25 protein-coding genes, 1 tRNA gene and 1 pseudogene are annotated in these 25365 nt (G+C 58.6%); 17 read left to right on the top strand and 10 right to left on the bottom strand.

Annotated features, from left to right (window positions below; translation table 11 throughout):
• Complete coding sequence (locus tag OQ273_RS19140) at positions 1–1533, bottom strand: SulP family inorganic anion transporter (RefSeq protein ID WP_267993154.1); 1533 nt, start codon at positions 1531–1533, stop codon at positions 1–3.
• A gap of 292 nt (positions 1534–1825) precedes the next feature.
• Between OQ273_RS19140 and deoC the strand changes: the two genes are divergently transcribed.
• From deoC to map, 7 genes are all read left to right on the top strand, one after another.
• Positions 1826–2818, top strand: a complete 993-nt coding sequence (deoC, locus tag OQ273_RS19135; protein ID WP_267993153.1) for a deoxyribose-phosphate aldolase — start codon at positions 1826–1828, stop codon at positions 2816–2818.
• A 13-nt stretch (positions 2819–2831) separates the two neighbouring features.
• On the top strand, positions 2832–5216 hold the full coding sequence (locus OQ273_RS19130) for an aldehyde dehydrogenase family protein (protein ID WP_267992447.1): 2385 nt from the start codon (positions 2832–2834) through the stop codon (positions 5214–5216).
• Positions 5206–5919, top strand: coding sequence for a GntR family transcriptional regulator (locus OQ273_RS19125; RefSeq protein WP_267992446.1), 714 nt, complete (start codon positions 5206–5208; stop codon positions 5917–5919). Before OQ273_RS19130 ends, OQ273_RS19125 begins: the two co-directional genes overlap by 11 nt.
• A gap of 17 nt (positions 5920–5936) precedes the next feature.
• Positions 5937–6479 (top strand): CAP domain-containing protein, encoded by a 543-nt coding sequence (locus OQ273_RS19120; RefSeq protein WP_267992445.1) that lies wholly within the window; start codon positions 5937–5939, stop codon positions 6477–6479.
• 171 nt (positions 6480–6650) lie between these two features.
• Complete coding sequence (locus OQ273_RS19115; protein WP_267992444.1) at positions 6651–7442, top strand: aspartyl/asparaginyl beta-hydroxylase domain-containing protein; 792 nt, start codon at positions 6651–6653, stop codon at positions 7440–7442.
• Positions 7443–7542: 100 nt separating this feature from the next.
• Positions 7543–7749 (top strand): ParD-like family protein, encoded by a 207-nt coding sequence (locus OQ273_RS19110; RefSeq protein ID WP_267992443.1) that lies wholly within the window; start codon positions 7543–7545, stop codon positions 7747–7749.
• A gap of 1 nt (position 7750) precedes the next feature.
• Complete coding sequence (map, locus tag OQ273_RS19105; RefSeq protein WP_267992442.1) at positions 7751–8530, top strand: type I methionyl aminopeptidase; 780 nt, start codon at positions 7751–7753, stop codon at positions 8528–8530.
• A gap of 6 nt (positions 8531–8536) precedes the next feature.
• Here the strand turns inward: map and OQ273_RS19100 are convergent, their stop codons facing one another.
• From OQ273_RS19100 to OQ273_RS19090, 3 genes are all read right to left on the bottom strand, one after another.
• The gene (locus OQ273_RS19100) at positions 8537–9253 is read right to left on the bottom strand and encodes a pentapeptide repeat-containing protein (protein WP_267992441.1); all 717 of its coding nucleotides are present in this window, start codon (positions 9251–9253) and stop codon (positions 8537–8539) included.
• A gap of 106 nt (positions 9254–9359) precedes the next feature.
• Positions 9360–10037: a L,D-transpeptidase gene (locus OQ273_RS19095; protein ID WP_267992439.1), complete on the bottom strand. Its 678-nt coding sequence runs from the start codon at positions 10035–10037 to the stop codon at positions 9360–9362.
• Positions 10038–10348: 311 nt separating this feature from the next.
• Positions 10349–10684, bottom strand: a complete 336-nt coding sequence (locus tag OQ273_RS19090) for a hypothetical protein (protein ID WP_267992438.1) — start codon at positions 10682–10684, stop codon at positions 10349–10351.
• A 194-nt stretch (positions 10685–10878) separates the two neighbouring features.
• On the opposite strand from OQ273_RS19090, the gene OQ273_RS19085 reads away from it, so the two are divergent.
• Together OQ273_RS19085 and OQ273_RS19080 are read left to right on the top strand one after the other, a co-directional pair.
• On the top strand, positions 10879–11487 hold the full coding sequence (locus tag OQ273_RS19085; protein WP_267992437.1) for a DedA family protein: 609 nt from the start codon (positions 10879–10881) through the stop codon (positions 11485–11487).
• A gap of 343 nt (positions 11488–11830) precedes the next feature.
• Positions 11831–12631, top strand: a complete 801-nt coding sequence (locus tag OQ273_RS19080) for a glycosyltransferase family 25 protein (protein ID WP_267993152.1) — start codon at positions 11831–11833, stop codon at positions 12629–12631.
• Between the two features lie 94 nt (positions 12632–12725).
• On the opposite strand, the gene OQ273_RS19075 is transcribed toward OQ273_RS19080, so the two are convergent.
• Together OQ273_RS19075 and OQ273_RS23755 are read right to left on the bottom strand one after the other, a co-directional pair.
• Positions 12726–13268 (bottom strand): hypothetical protein, encoded by a 543-nt coding sequence (locus OQ273_RS19075; RefSeq protein WP_267992436.1) that lies wholly within the window; start codon positions 13266–13268, stop codon positions 12726–12728.
• A 15-nt stretch (positions 13269–13283) separates the two neighbouring features.
• A pseudogene (locus OQ273_RS23755) lies at positions 13284–13364 on the bottom strand (hypothetical protein); the annotation flags it as partial.
• On the opposite strand from OQ273_RS23755, the gene OQ273_RS19070 reads away from it, so the two are divergent.
• Positions 13332–13526, top strand: coding sequence for a hypothetical protein (locus OQ273_RS19070; protein ID WP_267992435.1), 195 nt, complete (start codon positions 13332–13334; stop codon positions 13524–13526). The pseudogene OQ273_RS23755 and the gene OQ273_RS19070 overlap by 33 nt on opposite strands.
• A gap of 652 nt (positions 13527–14178) precedes the next feature.
• Positions 14179–15360 carry a glycosyltransferase family 4 protein gene (locus OQ273_RS19065; RefSeq protein WP_267992434.1) on the top strand — a complete coding sequence of 394 codons (1182 nt, stop codon included), beginning with the start codon at positions 14179–14181 and terminating at the stop codon, positions 15358–15360.
• Between the two features lie 90 nt (positions 15361–15450).
• Here OQ273_RS19065 and OQ273_RS19060 read toward each other — a convergent pair.
• Positions 15451–15526: transfer RNA gene (locus OQ273_RS19060), tRNA-Ala, on the bottom strand.
• A gap of 88 nt (positions 15527–15614) precedes the next feature.
• Positions 15615–16025 carry a TIGR02300 family protein gene (locus OQ273_RS19055; RefSeq protein ID WP_267992433.1) on the bottom strand — a complete coding sequence of 137 codons (411 nt, stop codon included), beginning with the start codon at positions 16023–16025 and terminating at the stop codon, positions 15615–15617.
• Between the two features lie 262 nt (positions 16026–16287).
• On the opposite strand from OQ273_RS19055, the gene aroA reads away from it, so the two are divergent.
• From aroA to rpsA, 3 genes are all read left to right on the top strand, one after another.
• Entirely contained in the window at positions 16288–17655 is a 1368-nt protein-coding gene (gene aroA, locus OQ273_RS19050; protein WP_267992432.1) for a 3-phosphoshikimate 1-carboxyvinyltransferase, read from the top strand.
• A gap of 2 nt (positions 17656–17657) precedes the next feature.
• Entirely contained in the window at positions 17658–18287 is a 630-nt protein-coding gene (cmk, locus tag OQ273_RS19045) for a (d)CMP kinase (RefSeq protein WP_267992430.1), read from the top strand.
• A 160-nt stretch (positions 18288–18447) separates the two neighbouring features.
• Positions 18448–20151 (top strand): 30S ribosomal protein S1, encoded by a 1704-nt coding sequence (gene rpsA / locus OQ273_RS19040; RefSeq protein ID WP_267992428.1) that lies wholly within the window; start codon positions 18448–18450, stop codon positions 20149–20151.
• Positions 20152–20202: 51 nt separating this feature from the next.
• On the opposite strand, the gene OQ273_RS19035 is transcribed toward rpsA, so the two are convergent.
• Positions 20203–21057 (bottom strand): LysR family transcriptional regulator, encoded by an 855-nt coding sequence (locus OQ273_RS19035; protein WP_267992426.1) that lies wholly within the window; start codon positions 21055–21057, stop codon positions 20203–20205.
• 98 nt (positions 21058–21155) lie between these two features.
• Here OQ273_RS19035 and OQ273_RS19030 point away from each other — a divergent pair, with 98 nt between their 5' ends.
• The 3 genes from OQ273_RS19030 (at position 21156) to OQ273_RS19020 (ending at position 24342) form a co-directional block, all read left to right on the top strand.
• Positions 21156–22178 carry a permease gene (locus OQ273_RS19030; protein ID WP_267992424.1) on the top strand — a complete coding sequence of 341 codons (1023 nt, stop codon included), beginning with the start codon at positions 21156–21158 and terminating at the stop codon, positions 22176–22178.
• 82 nt (positions 22179–22260) lie between these two features.
• Positions 22261–22605 (top strand): DUF6665 family protein, encoded by a 345-nt coding sequence (locus OQ273_RS19025; RefSeq protein WP_267992422.1) that lies wholly within the window; start codon positions 22261–22263, stop codon positions 22603–22605.
• A 96-nt stretch (positions 22606–22701) separates the two neighbouring features.
• Positions 22702–24342 (top strand): tetratricopeptide repeat protein, encoded by a 1641-nt coding sequence (locus OQ273_RS19020; RefSeq protein ID WP_267992420.1) that lies wholly within the window; start codon positions 22702–22704, stop codon positions 24340–24342.
• Here the strand turns inward: OQ273_RS19020 and OQ273_RS19015 are convergent, their stop codons facing one another.
• A complete protein-coding gene (locus tag OQ273_RS19015) occupies positions 24343–25326 on the bottom strand; it encodes a LuxR C-terminal-related transcriptional regulator (protein WP_267992419.1) in 984 nt (327 codons plus the stop codon).
• Positions 25327–25365 lie beyond the last annotated feature (39 nt).

Below are 25365 nucleotides of genomic sequence, written 5' to 3'. Positions count from 1 at the left end.
TCAGTGCGCCTTGCCGAAACGGCCGACACGCACACCGTAGTGAACGGCAACGCCGTAGTCGGGGTCGTCGTCGGAATCCACCATCAACTGGCCGGCGCGTGACAAAAGCGTGTGACAGTCGCGCGAAAGGTGCTTGAGTTCCAGCTTGATTCCTTCGGCGGAATAACGGGCGGCCAGCGCTTCGATTGCCTGCAGGGCCGACTGATCGACCACGCGCGAATCCATGAAATCCACGATCACCCGTTCCGGATCGGCCTTGGGGTCGAAAAGCTCCAGAAACGCAGAGACCGAGCCGAAGAAGAGCGGACCCTCGATGCGATAGGTCTTTGCGCCGTCTTCTTCCTGCGTCATTGCGCGAATGCGCGTTGCATTGTTCCAGGCAAAGGCGAGCGCGGAGATGATGACGCCAGCGACGACCGCGATGGCGAGGTCCGTCATGACGGTGATGATGGTGACGAGGACAATGACCGCAGCGTCCGTGCGCGGAACGCGCGCCATGATCGTGAAACTTCTCCAGGCAAAGGTTCCGATTACGACCATGAACATGACGCCGATCAGCGCGGCGAGCGGGATCTGCTCGATCAGCGATGATGCAAAGAGGATAAAGCTCAGAAGCAACAAGGCCGCGGTGATCCCGGAAAGCCGGGTACGCGCGCCCGATTCCACATTGATCATCGACTGGCCGATCATGGCGCAGCCGCCCATGCCGCCGAAGAAACCGGTGATCACATTCGCACCGCCCTGTGCCATGCATTCCTGTGACGCGCCGCCGCGCGTACCGGTCTTTTCGCCGACGAGGTTGAAGGTCAAAAGGCTTTCGATGAGGCCGATGGCTGCAAAGATGACCGCATAGGGGAAGATGATTTCCAGCGTTTCAAAGGTGAGAGGCACGGCGGGAATGGCAAAATCCGGCAGGCCGCCGCTGATGGACGCCATGTCGCCGACACGCGGCACTGGAATATCGAACCCGATTACCAGCCCGGCGACAACCACGATCGCGGCGAGCGGCGCGGGAACGATCTTGGTGACCTTCGGGACAAGGTAGATGACCACCATCGTCAGAACGACGAGGCCTATCATGAAGGCAAGCGGCAGGCCGCCGATCCATTCCTTGCCGCCGTCTGCGGCGGGCACCTTGAACTGCTCGAACTGCGCCAGGAAGATAACAATCGCAAGGCCGTTGACGAAGCCGAGCATCACCGGATGCGGGACGAGGCGGATGAACTTGCCAAGCTGCAAAATGCCGGCGGCAATCTGGATGATGCCCATGAGAATGACCGCGGCAAAGAGATATTCGACACCGTGCTGGGAAACCAGCGCCACCATGACAACGGCAAGCGCGCCGGTCGCGCCGGAGATCATGCCGGGTCGGCCGCCGAAGAGCGAGGTGATCAGACAGACGATAAAGGCCGCATAGAGCCCGGTAAGCGGGTGAACGCCGGCAACAAATGCGAAGGCGACGGCTTCAGGAACCAGCGCGAGCGCGACCGTCAGGCCCGCCAGGGTCTCGATGCGAATACGGTCGGGCGTCATGGGGGTACGCAGCGCACGGGGCGAACGCACAAGGGGCAGCGCCTGGGTAAGCGCCGCATAAGCGGGTTTGAACAAGGGGCCGGTTCCGTTTTTCTTATGACCGAGTGGGAGAGTATCGCCACGCTTATTGCACTGCACAATCAAAATGACCAGCCCAAATACACTGCTGCATGGCAGTTATGCGCCGGGCATGCGTAGCAAAGGGGGCTAACACACGTGATGAAGCGGTGTTTTGTGGCTTGACTCCAAGTGTGATCACACATAACACCGCCCGATGTCAGAGATTATCCCCATGGGCAAAACCGGAACACAAGCCCCCGGACTTCACGACAACGCGTTGGCCAGAAACAAAGGCTCCGCGCTTGAGCTCGACTGGATCAACGATATCCAGGTCAATCGCTCGGCAGTCGAGCGCCGCTGTTCGACGCTTGGCGGCCGTCGCTCGGTCAAAAAGGATGCACAGGCCGGGTGGCTGCTGAAAGCCATCACCTGCATCGACCTGACCACGCTGAACGGCGATGACACCGCCGCCCGTGTGCGCCGCCTGTGCGCCAAGGCAAGGCAGCCGGTACGGCCTGACTTGCTTGAAGCGCTGGGCGTTGCCGACCGGCAGATCACCACGGGTGCGGTGTGCGTTTATCATCGCTTCGTCCGCGAGGCGGTCGAAGCGCTGGACGGCACCTTCATACCGGTTGCCGCCGTCTCGACGGGCTTTCCGGCGGGGCTGTCGCCCCATGACACCAAGCTGCGCGAAATCGAGGCGTCGGTTGCGGACGGTGCCAGGGAGATCGACATTGTTGTCACCCGCGAGCATGTGCTGACTGGCAACTGGCAGGCCCTTTATGATGAGATGAGCGATTTCCGCGAGGCCTGCGGCGATGCCCATGTCAAGGCGATCCTTGCGACCGGTGATCTGCGCACGCTGCGCAACGTGGCCCGTGCCTCGATGGTCTGCATGATGGCCGGCGCCGATTTTGTCAAGACGTCCACCGGCAAGGAGGCAGCGAACGCCACATTGCCGGTCAGCCTGGTGATGCTGCGCATGATCCGGCAGTTCCACGAGCGCACCGGCAACATCGTCGGCTTCAAGCCGGCCGGCGGCATCTCGACCGCCAAGGATGTGCTCGCCTACCAGATCCTGATGAAGGAAGAACTCGGACGGCGCTGGCTTGAACCGGATCTGTTGCGCTTTGGCGCGTCATCCCTGCTCGCCGATATCGAGCGCCAGCTCGAACACCATGTCACCGGCCGCTATTCGGCCAACAACCGCCACCCGATGGCATAGGAGGGACGAGATCATGTCCGTTGCAGATTATTTCGATTCCCTCGATTACGGTCCCGCTCCCGAGGCCGATGACAATGTGCGCGACTGGCTGAAGAGCCATGAAGCAGGTTTCGGCCACTTCATTGGCGGCGGGTTTCGGCCCTCCCGATCCGGCAAGACGCTCGTCACCCATGAACCGGCGACTGGCGAAAAGCTGGCGAAGATTGCTTTGGGGGCGGCTGAAGACATTGACGATGCGGTCGCTGCCGCCGCCAAGGCGCAATCCTCATGGGAGGCCGCCGGCGGAAGGCAGCGCGCCCGGCATATTTACGCACTTGCCCGCATGGTTCAGCGTCATGCAAGGCTGTTTGCCGTGCTCGAAGCCCTCGACAACGGCAAGCCGATCCGCGAGACCCGCGATCTCGACATCCCGTTGGTTGCCCGGCACTTCTACCACCACGCCGGCTGGGCGGAGCTTCAGGACAGCGAACTTGCCGACCATCAGCCGCTCGGTGTCGTCGGTCAGATCATCCCGTGGAATTTCCCGCTGCTGATGCTTGCCTGGAAGGTTGCCCCGGCCCTTGCGCTTGGCAATACGGTGGTGCTGAAGCCGGCTGAATCGACGCCGCTGACCGCGCTGCTCTTTGCCGAACTTGCCGCGCGCGCCGGGCTTCCAGCCGGTGTCCTGAATGTCGTTACCGGAGATGGCTCGACCGGCTCGGCCCTCGTCAAACATGAGGGTGTCCAGAAGATTGCCTTCACCGGCTCGACCGATGTCGGCCGCATCATCCGCGCCGAGACCGCCGGAAGCGGCAAGTCGCTGACACTGGAACTTGGTGGCAAATCGCCCTTCATCGTTTTCGATGATGCCGACATGGATGGCGCTATTGAAGGCGTGGTCGACGCCATCTGGTTCAATCAGGGCCAGGTGTGTTGTGCCGGATCGCGGCTGCTTGTCCATGAGGGCATCCATGATCGTTTCATCGCCCGGCTGAAAGAGCGCATGGACACATTGCGCGTCGGCCACCCGCTGGACAAGGCGATCGACATGGGCGCCATTATCGAAAAGAGCCAGCTCGACCGCATCCGCACCCTGGTCGACAAGGGTGTGGAAGAGGGCGCCGAGGCCTATACGCCGGATATCGGAACGCCGAAGAAGGGTTTCTTTTATCCGCCGACCCTTTTGACAGGTGTCGAACCTGCCTCAACCGTCGCAACGGAAGAGATTTTCGGACCGGTGATGGTGGCCATGTCGTTCCGCACGCCGGATGAAGCCGTGGCGCTTGCCAACAACAGCCGCTATGGACTTGCCGCCAGCGTCTGGAGCGAGAATATCAGCCTCGCGCTCGACATTGCGCCGCAGCTCAAGGCCGGTGTGGTCTGGGTGAACGCGACCAACCTCTTCGACGCTGCCGTAGGCTTTGGCGGTTACCGCGAATCCGGTTACGGCCGCGAGGGCGGTCTTGAAGGGGCTTACGAATATCTCAAGCCGAAAGCCTGGGCGGCCCGCAAACCGCGCAAGCCGGCACCTCCGTTGCCGGTGGTCGAAGCCACCGACAGTTTCGAGCCGATGTCCGTCGACCGGACCGCGAAACTCTACATCGGTGGCAAGCAGACCCGCCCTGACGGCAATTATTCGCTGACCATCGTCTCGCCCAAGGGCAAGGTGATCGGCGAGGTCGGGGAGGGCAATCGCAAGGATATTCGCAATGCCGTGGCGGCTGCCCGAAAGGCAGGCGGTTGGGCGACGGCGTCGACTCATTTGCGGGCTCAGATTCTCTACTATCTCGGCGAGAATCTGGCCGCTCGTACCGATGAGTTCGTTGGCCGGCTCACAGTCATGACCGGCGTGAACAAGGCGCAGGCGCAAAAGGAGGTGGAGACGGCCATCGATCGTTTCTTCACCTATGCGGCCTGGGCCGACAAGTTTGACGGGGCGGTCCACAGCCCGCCCTTGCGCGGTGTGGCGCTCGCCATGAATGAGCCAATCGGCGTCGCCGGCGTGATTTGTCCGGACGAGGCGCCGCTTCTGAGCTTTGTCAGTCTGGTGGCGCCGCTGATGGCGATGGGCAATCGTGTCGTCGCTGTCCCAAGCGAGCGCTACGGGCTGATCGCGGCAGATTTTTATCAGGTTATGGAAACATCAGACCTGCCCGGCGGTGTTCTCAACATCGTCACCGGCCACACGATGGAACTTACAAAAACGCTGGCCGATCATGATGACGTCGACATCATCTGGGCCTTTGGCGACGGCGAGGTTTCCGAGGTGGTCGAGGCCCGGTCGGTGGGCAATATGAAACGCACCTTTGTCGACAACGGGCTTGCCACCAACTGGTATGATCCGAAGGTCGCGGAGGGTCGCAATTTCCTGCGCCAGTCGGTGCAGGTCAAGAACATCTGGATTCCCTATGGCGAATAAGGCCGCATGGACAGCCGATGCCGGCGGTCTGGAGACGGTCGAACGGGCCACCTTGCAGGAGCAGATCTACCGCCAGCTCCGTAACCGCATCATGTCCGGGTTCTTTCAGCCCGGACAGGCTCTCAGCACCCGTTCGGTGGCTGAAGCCGTTGGCGTCTCGGTCATGCCCGTGCGCGACGCGTTACGGCGCCTGGAGGTCGAAAATGCCCTGGTCGTCGGCCATAACAGGGCGTTGGAAGTTCCAAAACTCGATCCTGATACCCTGACGGAAATCACCGCAACACGCGTTGCGCTCGAAGGGCTCGCCGTGGAACGGGCGGTGCCGGCGGTTACCGCGTCCGATGTGGAGGCCTTGCGTTCAAGATGCGAGGCGATGGCGCAAAGCATCGCCACCGGCGATGTCGATAGATATCTCAGCGGAAATTGGGCCTTTCATGCCCATATTTACAGGCTCGCCTCGGACGGCATCCTGCTTTCGTTCATCGAGAGCCTTTGGCTGCGCATGGGGCCGTATTTCCGAATGACAGCGACCGACAGCAGGCATCTGGACAATGCGATGACAATCCATCATGAGATCGTCGAGGCGCTTGAAAGGGCCGATATGGCCGCCGCGCGTTCCGGTATTGTTGCCGACATCGAGGCGGCAACGCATGATCTGGCCGAATGGCTGAGCCGGCAAAACAAACACGAGGCCACGGTATAAATCCAATGCAAACTGCTATGACAAACGGAAGACCCTTTCGGGTCCGCTTTGTGCGTGCGGCGGCCCTGATGGCACTTGGCGCCATGCTGACGGCGCTCGCCGGATGCATCTCGATTGGAAAGCCGGATGCCGACGTCTCGGATGTCGCGGTCAATCGCAGTGCGGCGCTCTCCAAGATCAACGCCTATCGGGCGGCGAACGGTTTGCCGCGGCTGACCCTCGATGCCAGACTTGATGCCCTTTCGCAGGACATGGCCCGCATCATTGCCGCCAATGACAGCATGAATACGCGTCTCCACAGTGCCCGGGGGCTGTCCGGCCGGCTCGACCGTGGCGGATATCCAAGCTATGCGGGTGCTGAAAACCTCGGAGCCGGCTACCGGACCTTCGATGAGGCGTTGGCCGGCTGGAAAGGGTCGGCCGACCACGACAAGAACCTGCTGAACAAACACGTGACGCGCATGGGCATTGCGAGGGCGCAAAGGCCTGATGGACGATACAGGAACTTCTGGGTTCTGATCCTGTCCCGTCCGACGGAAGACGGTCGGCCCGTGATCTGAAACATAACGTCATTGCAAGCCGGACGCCGTTCAAGAAACGAAGTGACTTGTCGGGACCGATGCGGTAACGGTGCGAGATGGTGACGCTCTGTCGTTGACGACGGCCGTTTGCAGAAGCGGCCGCTTGTCTTTTGCCCTACCTGACTGACTTCAATGAGGATCTGAATTCTTATGAGTAAGGAAAATATCCGGATTCTGCGCGTTGTCGTGGTCCTGGCCGTTCTGTTTTACTTCCTGCCGGTCGTGGCGCTGATCTTCGTTGTTTGTGGGTTGATCGACATCGGCCGCCACCGCAAGGTAACGAAAGATATCGCGCAACTTTATTTCACGGGAAACGGCATACCGACATGGCTGTTGTCGCCGGTTAATCTGTTTTTCGATCTGATCTCCTTCCGCAACAAATATGTCTACAAGCTGGAGGATTTTCCGCCGGAAGCACGTCAGGAAATAGAGAGCGTTCTGAAGACATTCGATGACAAGCGCGACGAGATCATTGACGGTGTGAAGGCCAGGATGAATGGCAATAAGCGCGGCATGTTGTTCTATAAATGGTATGATCGCGACACGGATGAATCCGTACCGGAATTCAATCAGCCGTTCACCTATGTCAAGACGATCGGTCTTTCAGCCTTCAGCGAGAAGGAAACGACCAGTCGGCATTTCGGTCCGTTACGCCTGACGGTGCGAGTGCTCTACAATCTCTCTGCCTTCAGGAGCGACAACGTCTTTATCGAGGTGGATGGCAAGACACACTATTGGCACGACGATCCGCTGTTCATTTTTGACGACACGCTTGAGCATCGCTCCGTCAACAATGAAGACAGGGAGAGGTACTGCGTTTTTGTCGATGTCCTGCGCCCGTCGAGTTTTACCGGTCTGCAAAACGCCATCATGGGTCTGCTGCAGGCGATATTCGTCAATTTCAACAATATCTTTTACAAAAACTGGTCGATGCTGAAATAGACGCCGCCAGGACTTGTCTGGAATGGCCATCGGCACCTGATTGTTTCTGATATACGAATCATGTATGTTTCGTATATTCAATCTCGGTCAGGAGGCATCATTGGGCATTGTTAAGATCGATGAAGACCTGCACGAGGAAGTCCGCAAGGCCAGTACGGTCATGTGCCGCTCCATCAATGCACAGGCCGAGTTTTGGATGAAGATCGGCATGCTTGCCGAAGCCAACCCGTCCGCGTCCTTTAATGACATCGTGAGGATGCAGTTGGAGGCAGCGCAGGTGCGTCTTGAGGATGTAGCGGTCGCCTGACATGGTGAAGTCCCCGGATGAACTGGCGCTCATGCGCATTTCGGGCAGAATGCTGGCGTCGGTCTTTGAGATGCTTGACCGGCAGGAACTGGTGGGCATGTCGACGATGCAGGTCAACGATCTGGTTGAAAATTTCATCACCGTGGATCTTGCTGCCCGTCCGGCGAGCAAAGGGCAATACGGTTTCAGATACGTCCTCAACTGTTCGATCAATCATGTCGTCTGTCACGGCGTGCCCGATCGTGACGAGATCATCAGCGACGGGGATATCGTCAATCTCGACATCACGCTGGAAAAGAACGGCTTCATTGCCGATTCGAGCAAGACATATGTGATTGGCAACGCACCGCCCGCCGCAAGACGGCTGGTGCGTATCGCCCGGGCGGCGATGTGGAAAGGAATAGAACAGGTGCGGCCGGGTGCGTGTCTCGGCGATATCGGCTTCGCGATCGAGCGGCATGCCAAAAGGAATGGATGCTCGGTCGTGCGCGAATACTGCGGACACGGCATCGGCCGCAAGATGCACGAGGAGCCTCAGGTCCTGAATTTCGGGCGGCCGGGAACGGGGCTGAAGCTGCGCGAAGGCATGGTTTTTACCATCGAACCGATGGTCAACCAGGGAACCCGAAAGGTATCGACCGAGAGTGACGGTTGGATGGTCGTTACCAACGACGGCAAACTCTCAGCCCAGTTCGAGCATACGGTCGCTGTGACGAAGCATGGGGTTGAGGTCCTGACGCTGCGCCAGGGTGAAACGCCGATGTCGGATTGCCGCGCCTGAATTGCTTTAGTTGACCGCGTCGTCGTCACAAGGCCAGCTTGACGGCCTTTCCAGTCCGGCCGGCAGATTGGTCTCCGCATCGCCGCAGGCAAGCTCGATCTGTCCCTGTGTCAGACCGCTTGCATTGCTCAGGTCCTGGCCATCAAAGCGTGTGAGGAAGAGGTAGGCTGAGCTGAAATTGATCCCGCTGTTGAGATCGGCGCCACGAAAATCCGCACGCGCAAGGATGGCGTAATCGAAATTGACGTTTTTGAGGCTTGCCGCGTCGAAGTTCGATCGGCCGAGCTCCGCCTTGGAAAAATTGACATCATGTAATGTTGAACCGGCAAAATCGGCACGCTGCATCTCTGCCTTCTCAAAGTCTGAGTTGCTGAGGTCGGTCCTATGGAACTGGGTTCTGAAACCCAGCGCGCGTGTGAGATTGGCACCGACCAGATTTGCATTGTCCAGATGTGACTTGAGCAGGTTGGCCTTTGTCAGATCGGCGCCCTTCAGGTTGGTATCGCGCAAGTCCGTCGAGGTGAAATCCGTACCTTTCAGCGTGGCGCCTTCAAGATTTGCGCCCTTCAAAATCAGATTGCGCTTTCGGCAATCATCCCAATTCACGCCTTTTCCCGGACTATCCGAGCAGCCGGCAGCGGCCGGTGTCGGATAGGCCATGAAGAAGGCCGTAACGGCTGCGGCAAAAACTGAACAACTGACGGCGGCACGGGCACTAGGCATATGAATCGCTCCTGAAGGACATGGCGCACTATATAAATAGATCGGTGGCAACATAATGAAAATAGCTATGTGGCCCGTCGCCGCATCGGCGACGTCGCCACGGCAACTAAATCACCAGAATCTGCGAGCGCGTCGGGACCCTGTTGTAAAGGTCGATGGCGTCCTGGTTCATCATGCGCACACATCCACTTGAGACCGCCTTGCCGATTGTCCAGTATTCGGGCGATCCGTGAACACGGTAGAGCGTGTCGATATTGCCTTCGAATATGTAAAGCGCCCGCGCGCCAAGCGGATTGTTGAGGCCGGGGGGCATTCCGCCATTGGCGGCGCTCCACTGCTCGAGTTCCGGCTCGCGCTCGATCATCGACGCCGGCGGTGTCCATTTCGGCCATTCCTGTTTCCAGGCGATCCGGGCTCGCCCCGACCATTCGAAGCCGGCGCGTCCAAGTCCCACGCCGTAACGCGTCGCGCGCCGGTTTTCCTGAACGAGATAGAGGTAGAACTGGCTGGTATCGACGACGACGGTTCCCGGCGGCTCGGGCCCGAAATAGTCGACCTGGCGCCGATAGAATTTTGACGGCACGCGGCTCAGATCAACAGCCGGTATGGGAAACTTCTCATCCGGAAGCGGTCCGTACATCAGCTTGTAGCTGCTGCTGATCGGGTCGATTTTTGCCGTTTCCTCCTGCGGTGTCGTCGTCGTGCATCCGGCAAGCGCAAGGGCGCCCAGGCTTGCTGACCCTGCCAGAAAGCGCCTGCGCGTTGGGTGTGAGGCGTAGTCCATGGTCAGTCGCCTCCCCGACCGGCAATAAACCGGCGGCGTTCCGCCAGCGCAATCATGGACGCAAAGCGCAATTTCAGAGTCAGTTGAGCAGCTTTCCTAGCGGGGTTCACCACCGGGGTTTTTCTATTCCGTTTCATTGTTCGTCTCGTTCGGCCCGGTATCCATCGGGCTGGTCTTGTTTGGAGAATTTCCTCTGCTCCGCACCTGCCAATGCCACATGGTCACGGTCAGGGGCGAAGACGACCGGGCACGTGCCTGGCTTCTCCGGCTAGTGTTCCACTCCCGGCCCAAGGCCCGGGAATGCGAGCACGTCAGACGATTGGAGGGCGATGCAGCAGATCGATAAGAACCGCAACGGCCATCCGGTCGCGGTCTTCAACGAAGCTCCACTGGTTTAGAGGCTCATGGAGAGCAAAAGAGCAGAGCACCATTGAAAAATCCACCAGACACGGAACGGCAGCCGGCTTGGCGGCGACTTCATCAGCGCAGCAATCATCTGCAGCCCCGATTTTCATGCCAAGTTCGGCAGCAGCCGGTCCCGTACCGGTCATGGCGACAGGACCAAGACCGTCGGGCTGCGCCGGAAGTGCGGCGCCGGCCGTGGCCGTAAACAGCAGAAGAATCAATGTGCAAAACCACTTCATCATGGCCGCTTCTTATCGCAACACATTGTGGTTTTCCACTGAAGCCGGATCACGCCATCGTGATTCCGAACACCTGTTGCACAGCTGCACTCGCGCCGCGGACTGCGCCGCTCGGACCGGTTGGCTGTGCCTGTGGGTCTGTGATACGTCTGTTTTGTCCCGGCGGGTCGCCGGATTGAGGAAAAAGGCGAGGAACCGTGCCCGTCTGGCTGACGCAGCTTGAACCGCTTGTCCATGAATATGGATTGCCTGGCCTGTTTGTTGACGTCCTTTTAGAGGCGCTGGGCATGCCGCTGCCCGGTGAAACGCTGATCATTGTCGCCGCCGGTCTTGCGGCACTTGGTCAGTTGAGCATTACCGGGGTGGCCTTGACCGCCTTCTTTGCGGCCGTTGTCGGTGACAATATCGGTTACCTGATCGGCCGCAAATTAGGCCGCCCTTTGATCGTCCGTCACGGCAGCCGATGGGGCATAACCCATGAAAGGCTGGCTGCGGCCGAGGATATCATCCAGAAACGCGGCCCTATCATCGTTGCTTTTGCGCGGTTCTTTGTTCTCTTGCGGCAGTTAAACGGCATTGCAGCCGGCACAGCCGGAATGCACTGGCTGCGTTTTTTGATCGCCAACATGATCGGCGCCGCGCTCTGGGTCGGCCTTTGGACGACCATAGCCTATCACTTCGGCAAGGACGTCACCTTCCTGCCGTTGATCTGGCATCACCTCGCCCTGGTCGCCATGGTGGTTGTGCCTTTTCTGTTGGCGGGCTCGGTCGCCAGCGCGCTATTCGTGTGGATGAAGGCGCGCTAGGCATCGCGGGCTAGAAGTGTTTTTGCCACTTCCTTTCAGTTCGGAAACATTGCGATTGAAAACGAGGAAGCGTGGCAAACCTGCGCGCTAAGCGACCTCAAGGTGCGCGACGCGTTCCTGCAGATTGAAAGCGCGCGTCCAAATCATGCCTCTATGAATGAGTTTTCGTTTCATCCGGATCCGGATGGCGCTCGAATTAATATGTATAAATGAGACGTAGATTGAAGAAGGGAAATGATTTTCTACTGTATCAAGAAAAATAGAGGGCGTATAAATGAGAAGATAAGAAACTGTAGAATGAAAAAGAAAAAATATAAGAAGAATTTTGCAACACCGCGACACGATGAAATGTTACGTCATAAACTTGGAGGGATCGTCCGACAGGCTTCGTTGGTTTACTGAACAGGAGCCTCTAAGTGGCATAGAAATCCTTCGCGTACCGGCAATCAACGGGTCTCATTTAGAACAAGAAGAACGCATGACGCTGATGGAGCGGCGCAGAAGTGACTATCCCGTGCCGGCGGGTGTGCTTGGTTGTTTCCTCAGTCATCGGCGAGCATGGGAGTGGGTTTCCGACAACGAGGATCAATGGGCTTTTGTTACCGAAGATGACGCCCATATCTTCAAAGACGCAAAGATGTTCTTTGAAAGTACGGACTGGATTCCGGACGACGCAGATATCGTGAAGGCCGAAACGTCGCAAGAAGTGACGGAGTTGTCAGCCAGGTCAATGCCGGCGAAAGGCACATTCAGGCTTCGTAAACTCAAGGCAGCTCATCGCAATACCGCCGGCTATTTCATCGGCAGGGACACCGCCAGGCGGCTTCTGCATCTGACTGCTTCATATTGTGATCCGATTGATGAGGTGCTCTTCAATCCGGATCTGGGAATTTCGTCAAATCTGATGATCTATCAACTTGATCCGGCCATTTGCATTCAGGACAATGACGCACCGGGTAGAATTGGTTTCGAGCAGACTATCATTCGCAAGCAGGAACCGGAGCCGCGCACGCCAATGCCATTCGGGATTAAAAAGGTTGTGCGTGAGATCCGGCGTATTTACCGCAGGAAAATAAGACCGCGATTTCTGCAACGGCTGCAAATCTCTTTGTTCAAAAAAGTCCCCTTTGCCGGCGATCCTTAAAGACAGATCCTTCGCTGAAACAAGAACGTTGGATCACGTGGTCTCGCGCTGGGCCATGTGTTCCACGCATGACATGAAAATGGCGAGGCGTGTATCAGGCGAACGGGGTTTCGGCGGACAACTGTTTCTGAGACCGGTAGCCGGACACGATTTCATCCAGTGGGGAGCCCGGTTGTATTTCTTTGATCGGTATTCCCGAAGACCAGACATGCAAACCCAGGCTGCGGTGTGTTGTGTGATCCTTGACCGTTAAATCCGGACAATTGAGAAGACGCTTGTGAGCATAATGTGAGGGATAGAAGTAGTCGATGTCTTTCGCCAGCTTCTCGAGGCCGAGGCGTTTGATGTGATGTGTCAAAAGCCTCGGGCCCAGGCTTCCCCATTCAAGCTTAGGGCGCGTATCGGCATGTCCGAGAAGCTGTTGGATACGCAGTTTTCGCCGCTCACGGGTGCTGCACCAGGAAGGCACAAAATGCGGATTCTCAGCATCTTGCATTATTGCTCGTAAAAGCTCGCTGTCAGGCGGCATCTTCAGGACGGCATTGTTTATGCTTTCATTTCCCTCCCACCCGAACAGATATTCGTCGTCGGGGAATGGCCTGAGGCAATAAACGTCGCAATCGACATAGATGCCCATATTCTCTCGCAATATCCGTAAGCGATAGATATTGGCAGCCAGGGCCGGGCTGAATTTGTGTTTGTGGTCATATCTGATGATCTCGCTCTTTGTCATCAGGCGCGAGGCATCGAAGATCTCGACGCCGTCAGGAAGATCCTCGATTGGGTCGAATATGTGAAGAACGACACGGTGTCCGGCCCTGACGAACGATGCGAGGCAGGCTGCATGAACCGGCCCCAGTCTTTCTCCGATCCAGACGGCGTTGACTACTGGTAGCAAGAATGTCTCCGGAGCCGAACCAAGTATCCTCACATCCGTATTGGGTATTTTTACCGGCGGAGGTTTGTGTAGATTGAATGTTCTATCTTATGTAATGTCCTCAAGAAATAAGTAAATCAGTTGCGATAGAAATAGTAGATTAAATAATATTTTGCTTATTTTTTTAAAATTGAGTGGTTGCTGACTGGTGTGCGTTAGAATAACGCTTTTTCTATAAATTCTCTTCTGTTTTCGACGCCGTAATAAGGGCGGGCGTAAGCGGCGGTAACTTTAAAGAGCAATATTCCGGATCATGCAAAGTGCTTTCTCATCACGGATATATTGCTTTGCCACCTCGCGAAGATGGCAAACATCTCGGTCCGGCCGTGATAGGGTATGCTTCGGTACATTTACGCACGCGCCGAAAGGTGATGAAAGAACTGGCCTTTACCGGTTTGTGCTTGCATTTTTCACAAAGCCGCCAAGGGAAGCGGAGTTCACCACCTGGTTCGCTGGGTTCAGCGGGAACCGGGCGCATTGAACCGTTACGAAGGTCTGCTTGTTTAAGTGTGGTTGCGCTGCGTCCTGATCTGAACAAGCAATGGCGCGCCATCCGGCACATCCCGGCTGGTGCGGGACATCGCCTCAGGCGAGATAAATGGGACTTTGCATGAAATCGCGCAGTGAACACAGAACGCTTGTTGTCAGCCATGATCCGGCCTGGCCGCCGGTATCGGGCGCTGATCTGCGTAACGTTCAAAACGTTCAGGCGGCTTCAGAATTTGGTCCGTCACATCTTGTTTCACTCCGTCCTCATGAAGCGGATGGACCGGGGTCAAAGGCCTTTACGGTCGCGTCTTTGATCCGGCGCGATGATCCGCGCCGCCCCGCGGTCAACCGGCCTCGCACGCGGATCGAGCCGAGAATCTCAGCCATTGCCATTGAACGCCTGCTTGCCGAGGTTGACCGTTTCCGGCCCGATACGGTCATTTTGGAAGGCATCGGGCTCCAGGCCTTCATTGAACCTTTGCGTCCCCATGTTCCTCAACTTGTTCTGGATATGCACAATGTTGAATCGGATCTCGCGCTTCAGGTGGGGGCAGGAGCTCTGCGTGGCGTCGCAATTCGCCTGAATTCAAGCCTGTTGCGTTGGCATGAAAGGCAGGCCGGCAAAAAGGTCGATCGAATATGGACCTGCACGGCGGCGGACCGGGATCGTGTGCTTTCGCGCTTCAAGCGCCCTATCCCGCTTGACGTCGTTCCGAATGCCATCCCGCGGTTCCATGAGATCGCCGCAAGCCTGAAAGATCCGCCCGCCGATGACGCGCCTCCCTCAATTCTCTTTGTCGGTCACCTTGGCTACGCGCCGAATGTACAGGCCGCGGTTCGCCTCGCACGGGGCATTTTCCCTCTGATCCACAAGGCCTTTCCACGGGCGCGCCTGCACCTTGCCGGCCGGCATCCAAAACCGCTCGTCAAAGCGCTGGCCGACCTGCCGGGCGTTCATCTCCATGCAAATCCGCTCACTCTCGAAAAACTCTTTGCCCAGGCGAGCATCACGATCGTCCCGTTGCGTGCCGGCGGCGGCTCCCGCATCAAAATACTCGAGGCCGCGGCCTGGGGCATACCGGTCGTTGCAACACCGCTTGCAGTCGAGGGTCTCGAACTCGAGCCGGGCCGGCAGGTTGTTGTTGGCGAGACGGACAAAGAGCTAGCGCAGATGGCAATCGATCTTCTTAACGATAAAGTCCGGCTTTGCAGTCAACGCGATGAAGCCCGCCGGGCGGTCTGCGATCTTCATGGTCCCGAAGCGATCCGGCGTGCCGTTGGTTTGGGGCTGGGTCTTGTTTAAATGACCGCAACCGCCGGAAACATGTATGCGATGCCGCTGCGGGAACCGCGCAACCGACGAGAAAGCGGAAAAAGAGATCATCAGGGATTTTGGTGGAGCCAAGGGGAGTCGAACCCCTGACCTCTTGCATGCCATGCAAGCGCTCTCCCAACTGAGCTATGGCCCCTGACCGGTGCGGGTATCTAAAGCCGCACGGCGTGGATATCAAGGTCTAAATGACGGGCAAAGTCCAAATATTGCCCGCTTGCCTAAAATCAGGTCTCTTCGTCGTCATCGGCGACATTGATGATGCCGGTGACGTCATCATCCTCATCGTCGTCCGTTTCCAGGAACGTATCGTCATTGTCGTCGCCGATATCGACGTCATCATCGTCGTCGTCGCCATCGATATCGGGAATGGTCTCACCGGTATCGGATGCTTCGTCATCAGCTTCTTCAAGCGAGACGATTTCAACCTCTGCGCCTTCAGCCTCTGTCTCGGTGGTCTCGACGGCCTCTTCTTCCTTCGGCTTCTCGGCTTCTGGCTCCGGTTCCCCGCCTTCAAAGAATGTCAGGGGGTAGCTCTGACCCGTATAGGGAGAGACAATCGGATCGCGGTTGAGGTCGTAGAATTTGCGTCCTGTTTCAGGACAGACGCGTTTTGTTCCGAGTTCAGGCTTTGGCACTTGTGGGCCCCTTGGTCTTGCTGTCGCCGGATCGGCTGTTCACTTGGCTGTATGTCACAGCCTGCAGACTGACGTGCCGGACCCCATACCCATCTTGGCCGCGTCTGTCAAAGCCTATGTGAGCAAAAAACGCGGGTGCCTTGCACTTGCCGGCATCTGTGAGGATGACGCCCCATTTTTCCTATGCTAGACGGAAGGAAAATGGCGGACCGGACCCGTTGCGGCCAACGGTTCGCACGCATCATTTGGGATCGGGATCATCATGGTACACGGCGCTGTCCTCAATCCGGCGGTTGCGCGCAAATCCGAAAATCTGGCAGGCACCATCCGCATACCGGGAGACAAGTCCATTTCACACCGCTCCTTCATGCTGGGTGGTCTGGCCAGCGGTCAGACCCGGATCAGCGGCCTGCTCGAAGGCGAGGATGTGCTGGCGACCGGACGGGCCATGCAGGCCATGGGCGCGCATGTGAGGAAAGAGGGTGATACCTGGATCATCGACGGCGTCGGCAACGGCCTTCTTCTGGAGCCGGAGGCGCCTCTCGATTTCGGCAATGCCGGGACGGGCGTGCGTCTGACCATGGGGCTGGTCGGCACCTATGGTTTTGAAGCTACGTTCACCGGCGATGCCTCGCTGTCTTCCCGTCCCATGGGCCGGGTTCTCGATCCGCTGCGGCTGATGGGCGTTCAGGTGACCGCCGCCGAAGGCGACCGGCTGCCGGTGACACTGCGCGGGCCGGATATTGCCGTGCCGATCACCTACCGGGTGCCCATGGCCTCGGCGCAGGTCAAATCGGCGGTGCTCCTGGCTGGTCTCAACACGCCCGGAACGACAACGGTTGTCGAGCCGGTGATGACCCGGGACCATACGGAGAAAATGTTGACCGGTTTCGGCGCGGATCTCAGTGTCGAGACCGATGCCGATGGTGTACGCACAATCGCGCTACAAGGGCAGGGCAAATTGAACGGCCAGGAAATCGACGTGCCGGGCGATCCGTCCTCAACCGCCTTTCCGCTTATCGCCGCGCTTCTTGTGCCGGGCTCCAGGGTGACCATCGAGAACGTCCTGATGAACCCGACCCGCACGGGCCTCATCACGACGCTGCTTGAGATGGGCGCCGATATCGCCATCGAAAACCGCCGTCTTGCAGGCGGCGAGGATGTGGCCGATCTCGTTGTCAGCGCCTCGGACTTGCGTGGCGTGACGGTACCGCCTGAACGGGCGCCGTCGATGATTGACGAATATCCGGCTCTTGCCATCGCCGCAGCCTTTGCAGAGGGCGAGACGGTCATGGAAGGCCTTGAAGAACTGCGCGTCAAGGAATCGGACCGGCTGTCGGCTGTTGCCGCCGGTCTGAAGATCAATGGCGTAGACTGCGAGGAGGGCAAGGCGTCGCTGACGGTGCGAGGCGTGCCGGGTGGAAAGGGACTTGGCTCCGTGTCCCCGACGGTGGCCGTTGAAACCCATCTCGATCATCGCATCGCCATGTCGTTCCTGATCATGGGGCTTGCTGCCGAGCGGCCGGTGCGGGTCGATGACAGCGCCATCATTGTTACAAGCTTCCCGGAATTCATGGACATGATGGCAGGGCTTGGCGCCGATATTTCGGCTGAGCGGAAAGCCGCCTGACCATGGGTTTTACGGTTGCGATCGACGGTCCCGCCGCCTCCGGCAAGGGCACGCTCGCCCGCCGTATCGCGGCGCGCTACGGTTTTCACCATCTCGATACCGGACTGACCTATCGCGCCGTCGCCAAGGCGCTACTGGATGGAGAACTGCCGCTGGACGACGAGGACGGAGCAGCGGATGTCGCGGCCAACCTTGAGTTTACCGGACTTGACCGCACGGTGCTGTCGGCCCACGGGATCGGTGAAGCGGCTTCAAAGGTTGCCGTCATGCCCAAGGTCCGCACCGCGCTGGTCGAGGCGCAGCGGCGCTTTGCGCAATGTGAACCGGGCGCGGTTCTCGATGGCCGGGACATCGGAACGGTGGTGTGTCCGCAAGCGCCTGTGAAGCTCTTTGTTACGGCCTCACCGCAGGTGCGCGCACGCCGCCGTTTTGCCGAGATCGACGCCGGCGGCGGCAAGCTCTCCTATGACGAGGTTCTGGCGGACCTGAAGCGCCGGGACGCGCGCGACAGCGACCGCGCCGATTCGCCCATGCGTCCCGCCGACGATGCGCACTTGCTTGATACGAGCGAAATGGATATAGAAGCGGCGTTCCGCGCTGCTGAACAGCTCATTGATGCTGCGCGCAGCTAAGGAACAGAAAAGACTGACCCAACGCTTTTGATGCGGCCCGCGCGCCGAACAGGCAGTCAACAAGGACTGCCGGACTGCATTTGAAGTGAACGCAACACCAGCCACCGGCGCATCCGTCCGCCCGTTGAGACATTCCGGTCCGGACCGTTCAGGAGTATTTATGTCTGCACAATCGTCTATGGAGGACTTTGCGTCCCTCCTCGAGGAATCTTTTGCCGCCCAGGATCTTGCCGAAGGCTATGTCGCCAAGGGCATTATCACCGCCATTGAAAAGGACGTCGCCATTGTTGACGTCGGCCTGAAAGTCGAGGGCCGCGTCCCGCTGAAGGAATTCGGCGCCAAGTCCAAGGACGGCTCCATGAAGCCGGGCGACGAGGTCGAAGTTTATGTCGAGCGTATCGAAAACGCGCTGGGCGAAGCGGTTCTGTCACGCGAGAAAGCGCGCCGCGAGGAAAGCTGGGTTCGCCTTGAAGCCAAGTTCGAAGCCAATGAGCGCGTTGAAGGTGTCATCTTCAATCAGGTCAAGGGCGGTTTCACCGTCGATCTCGACGGCGCCGTGGCCTTCCTGCCGCGTTCGCAGGTCGATATCCGCCCGATCCGCGATGTCACGCCGCTGATGCACAATCCGCAGCCGTTCGAAATCCTCAAGATGGACAAGCGCCGCGGCAACATCGTTGTCTCGCGCCGCACCGTTCTTGAAGAGAGCCGCGCCGAACAGCGCTCCGAAATCGTTCAGAACCTTGAAGAAGGTCAGGTTGTCGAGGGCGTCGTAAAGAACATCACCGATTACGGTGCGTTCGTTGATCTCGGCGGCATTGACGGCCTGCTGCACGTCACCGACATGGCCTGGCGCCGTGTGAACCACCCGACGGAAATCCTGTCGATCGGTCAGACGGTGAAGGTGCAGATCATCCGCATCAACCAGGAAACCCACCGTATCTCGCTCGGCATGAAGCAGCTCGAGGCCGATCCGTGGGAAGGCATCGGAGTGAAATATCCGGAAGGCAAGAAGATCAAGGGCACGGTCACGAACATCACCGACTACGGTGCGTTCGTCGAGCTGGAGCCGGGCATCGAAGGTCTTATCCATATCTCCGAGATGTCCTGGACCAAGAAGAACGTCCATCCGGGCAAGATCCTGTCGACCAGCCAGGAAGTCGAAGTTGTCGTGCTTGAAGTCGATCCGGCCAAGCGCCGCATCTCTCTCGGCCTGAAACAGACCCTCGACAATCCGTGGGAAGTCTTCGCCCAGAGCCACAATGTCGGCACCGAGGTTGAAGGCGAGGTCAAAAACAAGACCGAGTTTGGCCTGTTCATCGGCCTTGAAGGCGATGTGGACGGCATGGTTCACCTGTCGGATCTCGACTGGAACCGTCCTGGCGAGCAGGTCATCGAGGAATACAACAAGGGCGATATGGTCAAAGCCGTTGTTCTCGATGTCGATGTCGAAAAGGAGCGTATCTCGCTCGGCATCAAACAGCTCGGCAAGGACAGTGTCGGTGAAGCAGCCGCTTCCGGCGGTCTGCGCAAGAATGCCGTTGTGACCGCCGAGGTAACCGGCGTCACCGATGGCGGTCTTGAGGTCAAGCTGGTCGATCACGAGGATGTCTCCTCGTTCATCCGCCGCTCCGACCTGTCGCGCGACCGTGACGAGCAGCGCCCCGAGCGTTTCTCCGTCGGTCAGAAGATCGACGCGCGCGTCACCAACTTCTCCAAGAAGGACCGCAAGATCACCCTGTCGATCAAGGCGCTGGAAATCGCCGAGGAAAAGGAAGCTGTCGCACAGTTCGGCTCTTCCGACAGTGGTGCATCGCTCGGCGACATTTTGGGCGCGGCCCTGAAGAAGCAGAACGACGACGACTAGTCCGCTCTGACAGACCGAATATGGAACCGCGGCGTTTTCGCCGCGGTTTTTTTATGCCGAACCGAAGGCCTGGCGGATGGTGTCGGTCATGGCGCGGCGAATGTCGCTCTCCTGCGACGGGCTGAATTCTATCACCAGATGCGATGCCGGCGGGATTGGAAGACCGTGGTTTGAAGACAGCGGTTTGAGCCGGTCATTCAAGGAGGACTCGCCGAGAAGGCCGACGGCAATCCCGGCCTCGATCGCCGCGACAATGCCCGTCGTGCTTTCGCTGGAATATACGATGCGGTATTGGCGTCCCGCCGCCTGCAGCAGCCTCAGCGACATGTCGCGCCACCAGCAGGCCCGGTCGAAAACGGCAACCGGTAACGGGTCTCGGTCTATGAGGTGATGCGCGCGCGATGCGGTCCAGACAAGCTTTTCGCGCCGCAGGGGGATCATGCCCGCCTCCAAGCTTTCGACCTCATGGACCGCGAGATCGAGCTCCCCGGTTTTCAGCGCCTTCGAGAAGCCGCTGCTGAGTGCACAGTGGACAGACAATTCGACCGAAGGATGCGCACCGGCGAAATCTCCGATGATGCGCGCCAGCACGGTGCGGCTCTGGTCGTCCGGAATTCCGACCCGCAAGGAGCCGGCAAGCCCGTCGCCCCTGATCTGATCGAGTGCGTCGTCAAGCAGCACAATGGTCCGGCGGGCGACCGGCTCCAGCTTTTCTCCCAATGGGGCTAGCTTCACGCCTCGCCCGTGACGGATAAAGACCGGTGCGCCGAGGACATCCTCAAGCTTTTTGATCTGCATGCTGGCGGCGGACTGGGAGCGGAAGATGCGTGCCGCGCCGCCCAGGAAGCTGCCGGCATCGGCAATCGCCAGAAAGGTGCGTAGAAGGTCGGTGTCGAGTTTTTCCATATTCAAGGTATCGATATTTCAGATAGCAGAATTACAATATATTCGTTTTTCTAATAAATTGCCATCTGTCATAGTTGCCCTGCACATTGGAAACCGACATGACAGACACCACAAGAAAAGCCGGTATGAGTGCCGGGCTTCTATCCTTCATCACGATCTGCGCCCTTGCGGCGCTTCTGCTGATCGTTTTTATGCCCGTGCAGGTCCTCGAGACCGGCCGGTTTGTGATCTACGGCCTCGTTGATGTGGCGCCGCTCGTCATCCCGGGCATCGTGCTGGCGGCATGGGTCAGTGCCAGCGGCGGGGCTGATGTCGTTTCCCGGCATCTTGGCGGCAGATTGCTGCCGGCCATTCTTCTTGCTTCGGCATGCGGCGCGGTCACCCCTGTCTGCGGCGTCGCTGTCCTGCCGCTTATGGCGGCGCTGTTGGCATCCGGCGTTCCGCTTGCCCCGGTCATGGCGTTCTGGTTGTCATCGCCGGTGACCGATCCGGCGATGTTTGCGGCGACCGCCGCCATGCTCGGCCCGGGCTTTGCCGTGGGCAAAACCACCGCGGCATTTGCAATCGGCCTTCTGGGTGGTTTGGCGACTGCAGCACTGTCAGGCCGCGCCTGGATCGACCATCCCCTGCGCAGCAATGCAATCGTCGGACGTCTCGGCAGCGGTTGCGCGCAGAGTGACGGCAGCTTTGAAGCGGCTGTATGGGCGTCGGCGGCGCGCCGTCGGGCGTTCTTCCGTGAGTTCGCGGCCACCTTCCGGCTCGTGGTCATCTGTCTCGTGCCGGCCTTTGCCGCCGAGCATATCCTGAACGGCCTTCTGGAGCCTGAGACCCTTTCCGCCTATGTGGGGCGCGAAAACTGGTGGGCCGTGCCGCTGGCTGTCTTTGTCGGTGCGCCCGCCTATGTGGACGGTTATGCGGCACTGCCGCTGACCCGCTCGCTGATGGAGCATGGAATGTCGCCGGGGGCGGCAATGGCCTTTCTCGTTTCCGGTGGTGTCGTCAGCATCTGGGGCGCCCTGGCCATCTTCCCGGTCCTTAAGGCAAAACCCTTTGGGCTCTTTATCGCGATTGCCGTAATCGGTTCTCTGCTAGCGGGCTGGATTTACGGGTTTATCGTCTGATAGAACAGGGACGGGCGGTCAGCGTTGCCGTATCGCAACGTCATGCCGGCGGTCATGAGTCCCAGCATCAAAGGCAATCCCGATGTCCCTGAAGGTCCCGGTGTTCTACGGCAGAAGGCGTGGACCGCAGACCGGTGCCGGAATTCTCGATTACGAGATTATGGCGGAGATGGCGTCTTCCATCGGCCGCGCGGGCAAGGCGCTCGAAAAGGCGCTGGATGCTCTGCGTGCCCATGATGAGGTTCATGATGACGTTGATAGCGACAATCCGGACAAGCGCCGGGCTTTGGTCCAGACCGCCGCCGACCGTGCCTGGGCGCTGTTCATCCAATATGACATGGCCGGACTGTCGTCCCAGTCACAATTGATCAAACGATATGCAATACCCGGCGAAGTACTTGTGCGGGTCGGTATTCGGCAGAAGTAAAACATCTGTTTTTGTAAGATATTGTGAAATTGGCCACATAATACGCTCGTGTTACTCTTTATCCCGTGCGGCTTTCGAACGGGATTGGAGAGATCGATGGACTATTATGATCTTGGAACGTACCGCCGCGAGATAAACACCGCCTCCAAAGATGCACAGCGCTGGTTCAACCGGGGCCTCATCTGGACCTATGCCTATAATCATGAGGAGGCAATCGCCTGTTTCGAGAAGGCGCTTGAGTTCGATCCCGAATGCGTCATGGCCCATTGGGGCATCGCCTATGCGGTCGGGCCGAACTACAACAAGCCCTGGGAGGCGTTCGAACCGGAAGAAAAACCCGAGGCGCTGGCCAAGGCACGTGCCGCGCTGGCGGCGGCATCGGAAGCGTCCCGGCAGTCGAGCCCGGTGGAACGGGCTCTGCTCAAGGCCCTAAAGACCCGTTATCCGGAAGAGGGTGAGGTCGAGGATTTTTCCCCGTTCAACGATGCCTATGCCAAAGAGATGCGGCTTGTGCACGGGTCTTTCCCCGGCGATCTCGACCTGTCGGCCCTTTTTGCCGAAGCCATCATGAACCGCACACCCTGGCAGTTGTGGGACCTTTCCACCGGCGCTCCGGCCAAAGGCGCCGATACGACGGAGGCGATCCGGGTTCTGGATACCGCTTTCGAGACGCTCAAGGGCGCCTGGGACCATCCCGGCCTTCTGCACATGTATATCCATCTCATGGAAATGTCGCCGCACCCCGAGAGGGCTTTGCGCCACGGCGACCGGCTGGTGTCGCTTGTGCCCGATGCCGGGCACCTCATCCACATGCCGACCCATATCGATGTCCTGTGCGGTGATTACGAAAACGTCGTGCAGCGCAATGCCCGCGCCATCGAGGCCGATTTCATCTACCTTCAGCAGGAGGGTCCGGACAATTTCTACACGCTCTACCGCTGCCACAATTTCCATTTCAAGATCTATGGCGCCATGTTCCTTGGCCAGATGAAGACAGCACTGACCACCGCCGATGAGCTGATTGAAAACCTGCCCGAATCCGTTGTGCGGCCCCTGGCCGACTGGTTCGAGGGTTTCATTCCCATGAAACAGCATGTTCTGGTCCGCTTCGGGCAGTGGGGTGCCATCCTCGAGCAGACCTTGCCGGGCGATCCGGACCTTTTCTGTGTGACGACCGCCATGATGCACTATGCAAGGACTGTGGCCCTTGCCAATACGGATCAGATAAGCGCCGCTGAAGCCGAGCGCGATCTGTTCCTGGCCGCCCGCGATCGTGTTCCCGAAACACGGATGGTCTTCAACAACACCTGCGTCGATATCCTCAAAGTGGCCGAGCAGATGATGCTTGGCGAGCTTGAGTATCACAAGGGCAATCACGAGGTGGCCTTCGGGCACCTGCGCAAATCCGTCGAGATCGACGATGCACTGCCCTATGACGAACCGTGGGGCTGGATGCAGCCGACCCGCCATGCGCTTGGCGCGCTTTTGATGGAGCAGGAACAATTTGACGAGGCGGAAGCCGTCTACCGCGCCGATCTTGGCCTTGACGCAACCCTTGCCCGCGCCTGTCAGCATCCTGGCAATGTCTGGAGCCTTCACGGCCTGCACGAATGCCTGACGCGCCGCGGCGAGGAGGCCGAGCGCCTGCATATCAAATTGCAGCTCGACAAGGCGCAGGCGAGGGCTGAAGTGCCGGTTCATGCATCCTGTTTCTGCCGGCGCAGCAAGGCGGCATAGTCAGCTGTCGAAACTGATCAGAAGACGGAGGAGTTCGATTTGGCTGCTGACTCCCACCTTGTCGTAGACGCGCCGAAGATGCGTCCGTGCGGTGTTTTTTGTAATACCGAGCGCCGCTGCCGTATCTGACAAATCCATGCCATGTGCAATGTGTCGCACAGTCTCGGTTTGCGCGTCAGACAAACCGTAGATTGTTTGCGCTATGTCGATGTTTCTGGACAGATCGCGATCGTGATCAAACAGGATATAAACACGGCCATCGGCAACTTTGACCCAGCACAACAGGAGTGCTCCATCATCCTGTTCTCCAAGGACGACGGGAAATTTTACGTCGCCGCCGGCATTTCTCGCGGCCTGATTGAATTTTCCGAAACCGGTCAGATTATGCGCTCCAGAAATCGCATTGTGCAGCCCGGCGTTCAATGACGGCCGGGAGGCGCGAAGTTTACCGTTGCTGATGGTCAGTCCGCCAAATGTCTTCAATCGGGTTTGAGCGGCGCTGTTGAGCCAGACGACGCGAGCGTCCGGAAGAACTTCTATTGCAGGCGCTTCGCTGTTGCGCAACGGCTCGGCCCAGCAGCCGTGAAACAGGATACGCCACTGCCCGTCAGTATTTTCAAGCAGACGAAAATTAAGCGAGTGGCTGGGAACCGCCAGAGGATTGGGGCCGGTGTCAACGATTTCCTGGAATGTTGCCCAGGCCAGGGTGCCATGGACCTCAATGCTCAGATTCTCGCGCCGAACCGCCGCATCAACCGGTTCGGGTTCTGCCTCCCAGGCCTCGAACATGTTTTGGCGAAACTCCTCGTAGTTCCATGCGATCTGCATCATGCCGCATTCCATGAAGCTGCGAAAACGATCGTCCTGTACCCAGCATTGCTCCCAGGTCTCTCCGTCGCGGGCGAGACAGCTGTCGATGTCTGTCTCAAGCAGCCGTCTTATGGCGTCTTTTGATGAGATATCCCTGTGTTGATGCTTTGACACGCTCTACTGCCTGTTCGTGTGTTTCATGGACGCTAGCAA

It is taken from the genome of Hoeflea prorocentri (assembly GCF_027944115.1).
In the GTDB taxonomy this organism is placed as follows: Bacteria; Pseudomonadota; Alphaproteobacteria; order Rhizobiales; family Rhizobiaceae; genus Hoeflea_A; species Hoeflea_A prorocentri.
The sequence above is the reverse complement of the archived record's forward strand: the minus strand, read 5'-3'. Positions and strand labels throughout refer to the sequence as shown.

What these genes read in the sequence shown, in the direction of transcription:
- OQ273_RS19140 (WP_267993154.1), bottom strand. Translation starts at nt 1,533, where the DNA reads ATGACGCCCGACCGTATTCGCATCGAGACCCTGGCGGGCCTGACGGTC.
- deoC (WP_267993153.1), top strand. Translation starts at nt 1,826, where the DNA reads ATGGGCAAAACCGGAACACAAGCCCCCGGACTTCACGACAACGCGTTG.
- OQ273_RS19130 (WP_267992447.1), top strand. Translation starts at nt 2,832, where the DNA reads ATGTCCGTTGCAGATTATTTCGATTCCCTCGATTACGGTCCCGCTCCC.
- OQ273_RS19125 (WP_267992446.1), top strand. Translation starts at nt 5,206, where the DNA reads ATGGCGAATAAGGCCGCATGGACAGCCGATGCCGGCGGTCTGGAGACG.
- OQ273_RS19120 (WP_267992445.1), top strand. Translation starts at nt 5,937, where the DNA reads ATGACAAACGGAAGACCCTTTCGGGTCCGCTTTGTGCGTGCGGCGGCC.
- OQ273_RS19115 (WP_267992444.1), top strand. Translation starts at nt 6,651, where the DNA reads ATGAGTAAGGAAAATATCCGGATTCTGCGCGTTGTCGTGGTCCTGGCC.
- map (WP_267992442.1), top strand. Translation starts at nt 7,751, where the DNA reads ATGGTGAAGTCCCCGGATGAACTGGCGCTCATGCGCATTTCGGGCAGA.
- OQ273_RS19100 (WP_267992441.1), bottom strand. Translation starts at nt 9,253, where the DNA reads ATGCCTAGTGCCCGTGCCGCCGTCAGTTGTTCAGTTTTTGCCGCAGCC.
- OQ273_RS19095 (WP_267992439.1), bottom strand. Translation starts at nt 10,037, where the DNA reads ATGGACTACGCCTCACACCCAACGCGCAGGCGCTTTCTGGCAGGGTCA.
- OQ273_RS19090 (WP_267992438.1), bottom strand. Translation starts at nt 10,684, where the DNA reads ATGATGAAGTGGTTTTGCACATTGATTCTTCTGCTGTTTACGGCCACG.
- OQ273_RS19080 (WP_267993152.1), top strand. Translation starts at nt 11,831, where the DNA reads ATGAAATGTTACGTCATAAACTTGGAGGGATCGTCCGACAGGCTTCGT.
- OQ273_RS19075 (WP_267992436.1), bottom strand. Translation starts at nt 13,268, where the DNA reads ATGGGCATCTATGTCGATTGCGACGTTTATTGCCTCAGGCCATTCCCC.
- OQ273_RS19065 (WP_267992434.1), top strand. Translation starts at nt 14,179, where the DNA reads ATGAAATCGCGCAGTGAACACAGAACGCTTGTTGTCAGCCATGATCCG.
- aroA (WP_267992432.1), top strand. Translation starts at nt 16,288, where the DNA reads ATGGTACACGGCGCTGTCCTCAATCCGGCGGTTGCGCGCAAATCCGAA.
- cmk (WP_267992430.1), top strand. Translation starts at nt 17,658, where the DNA reads ATGGGTTTTACGGTTGCGATCGACGGTCCCGCCGCCTCCGGCAAGGGC.
- rpsA (WP_267992428.1), top strand. Translation starts at nt 18,448, where the DNA reads ATGTCTGCACAATCGTCTATGGAGGACTTTGCGTCCCTCCTCGAGGAA.
- OQ273_RS19035 (WP_267992426.1), bottom strand. Translation starts at nt 21,057, where the DNA reads ATGGAAAAACTCGACACCGACCTTCTACGCACCTTTCTGGCGATTGCC.
- OQ273_RS19030 (WP_267992424.1), top strand. Translation starts at nt 21,156, where the DNA reads ATGACAGACACCACAAGAAAAGCCGGTATGAGTGCCGGGCTTCTATCC.
- OQ273_RS19025 (WP_267992422.1), top strand. Translation starts at nt 22,261, where the DNA reads ATGTCCCTGAAGGTCCCGGTGTTCTACGGCAGAAGGCGTGGACCGCAG.
- OQ273_RS19020 (WP_267992420.1), top strand. Translation starts at nt 22,702, where the DNA reads ATGGACTATTATGATCTTGGAACGTACCGCCGCGAGATAAACACCGCC.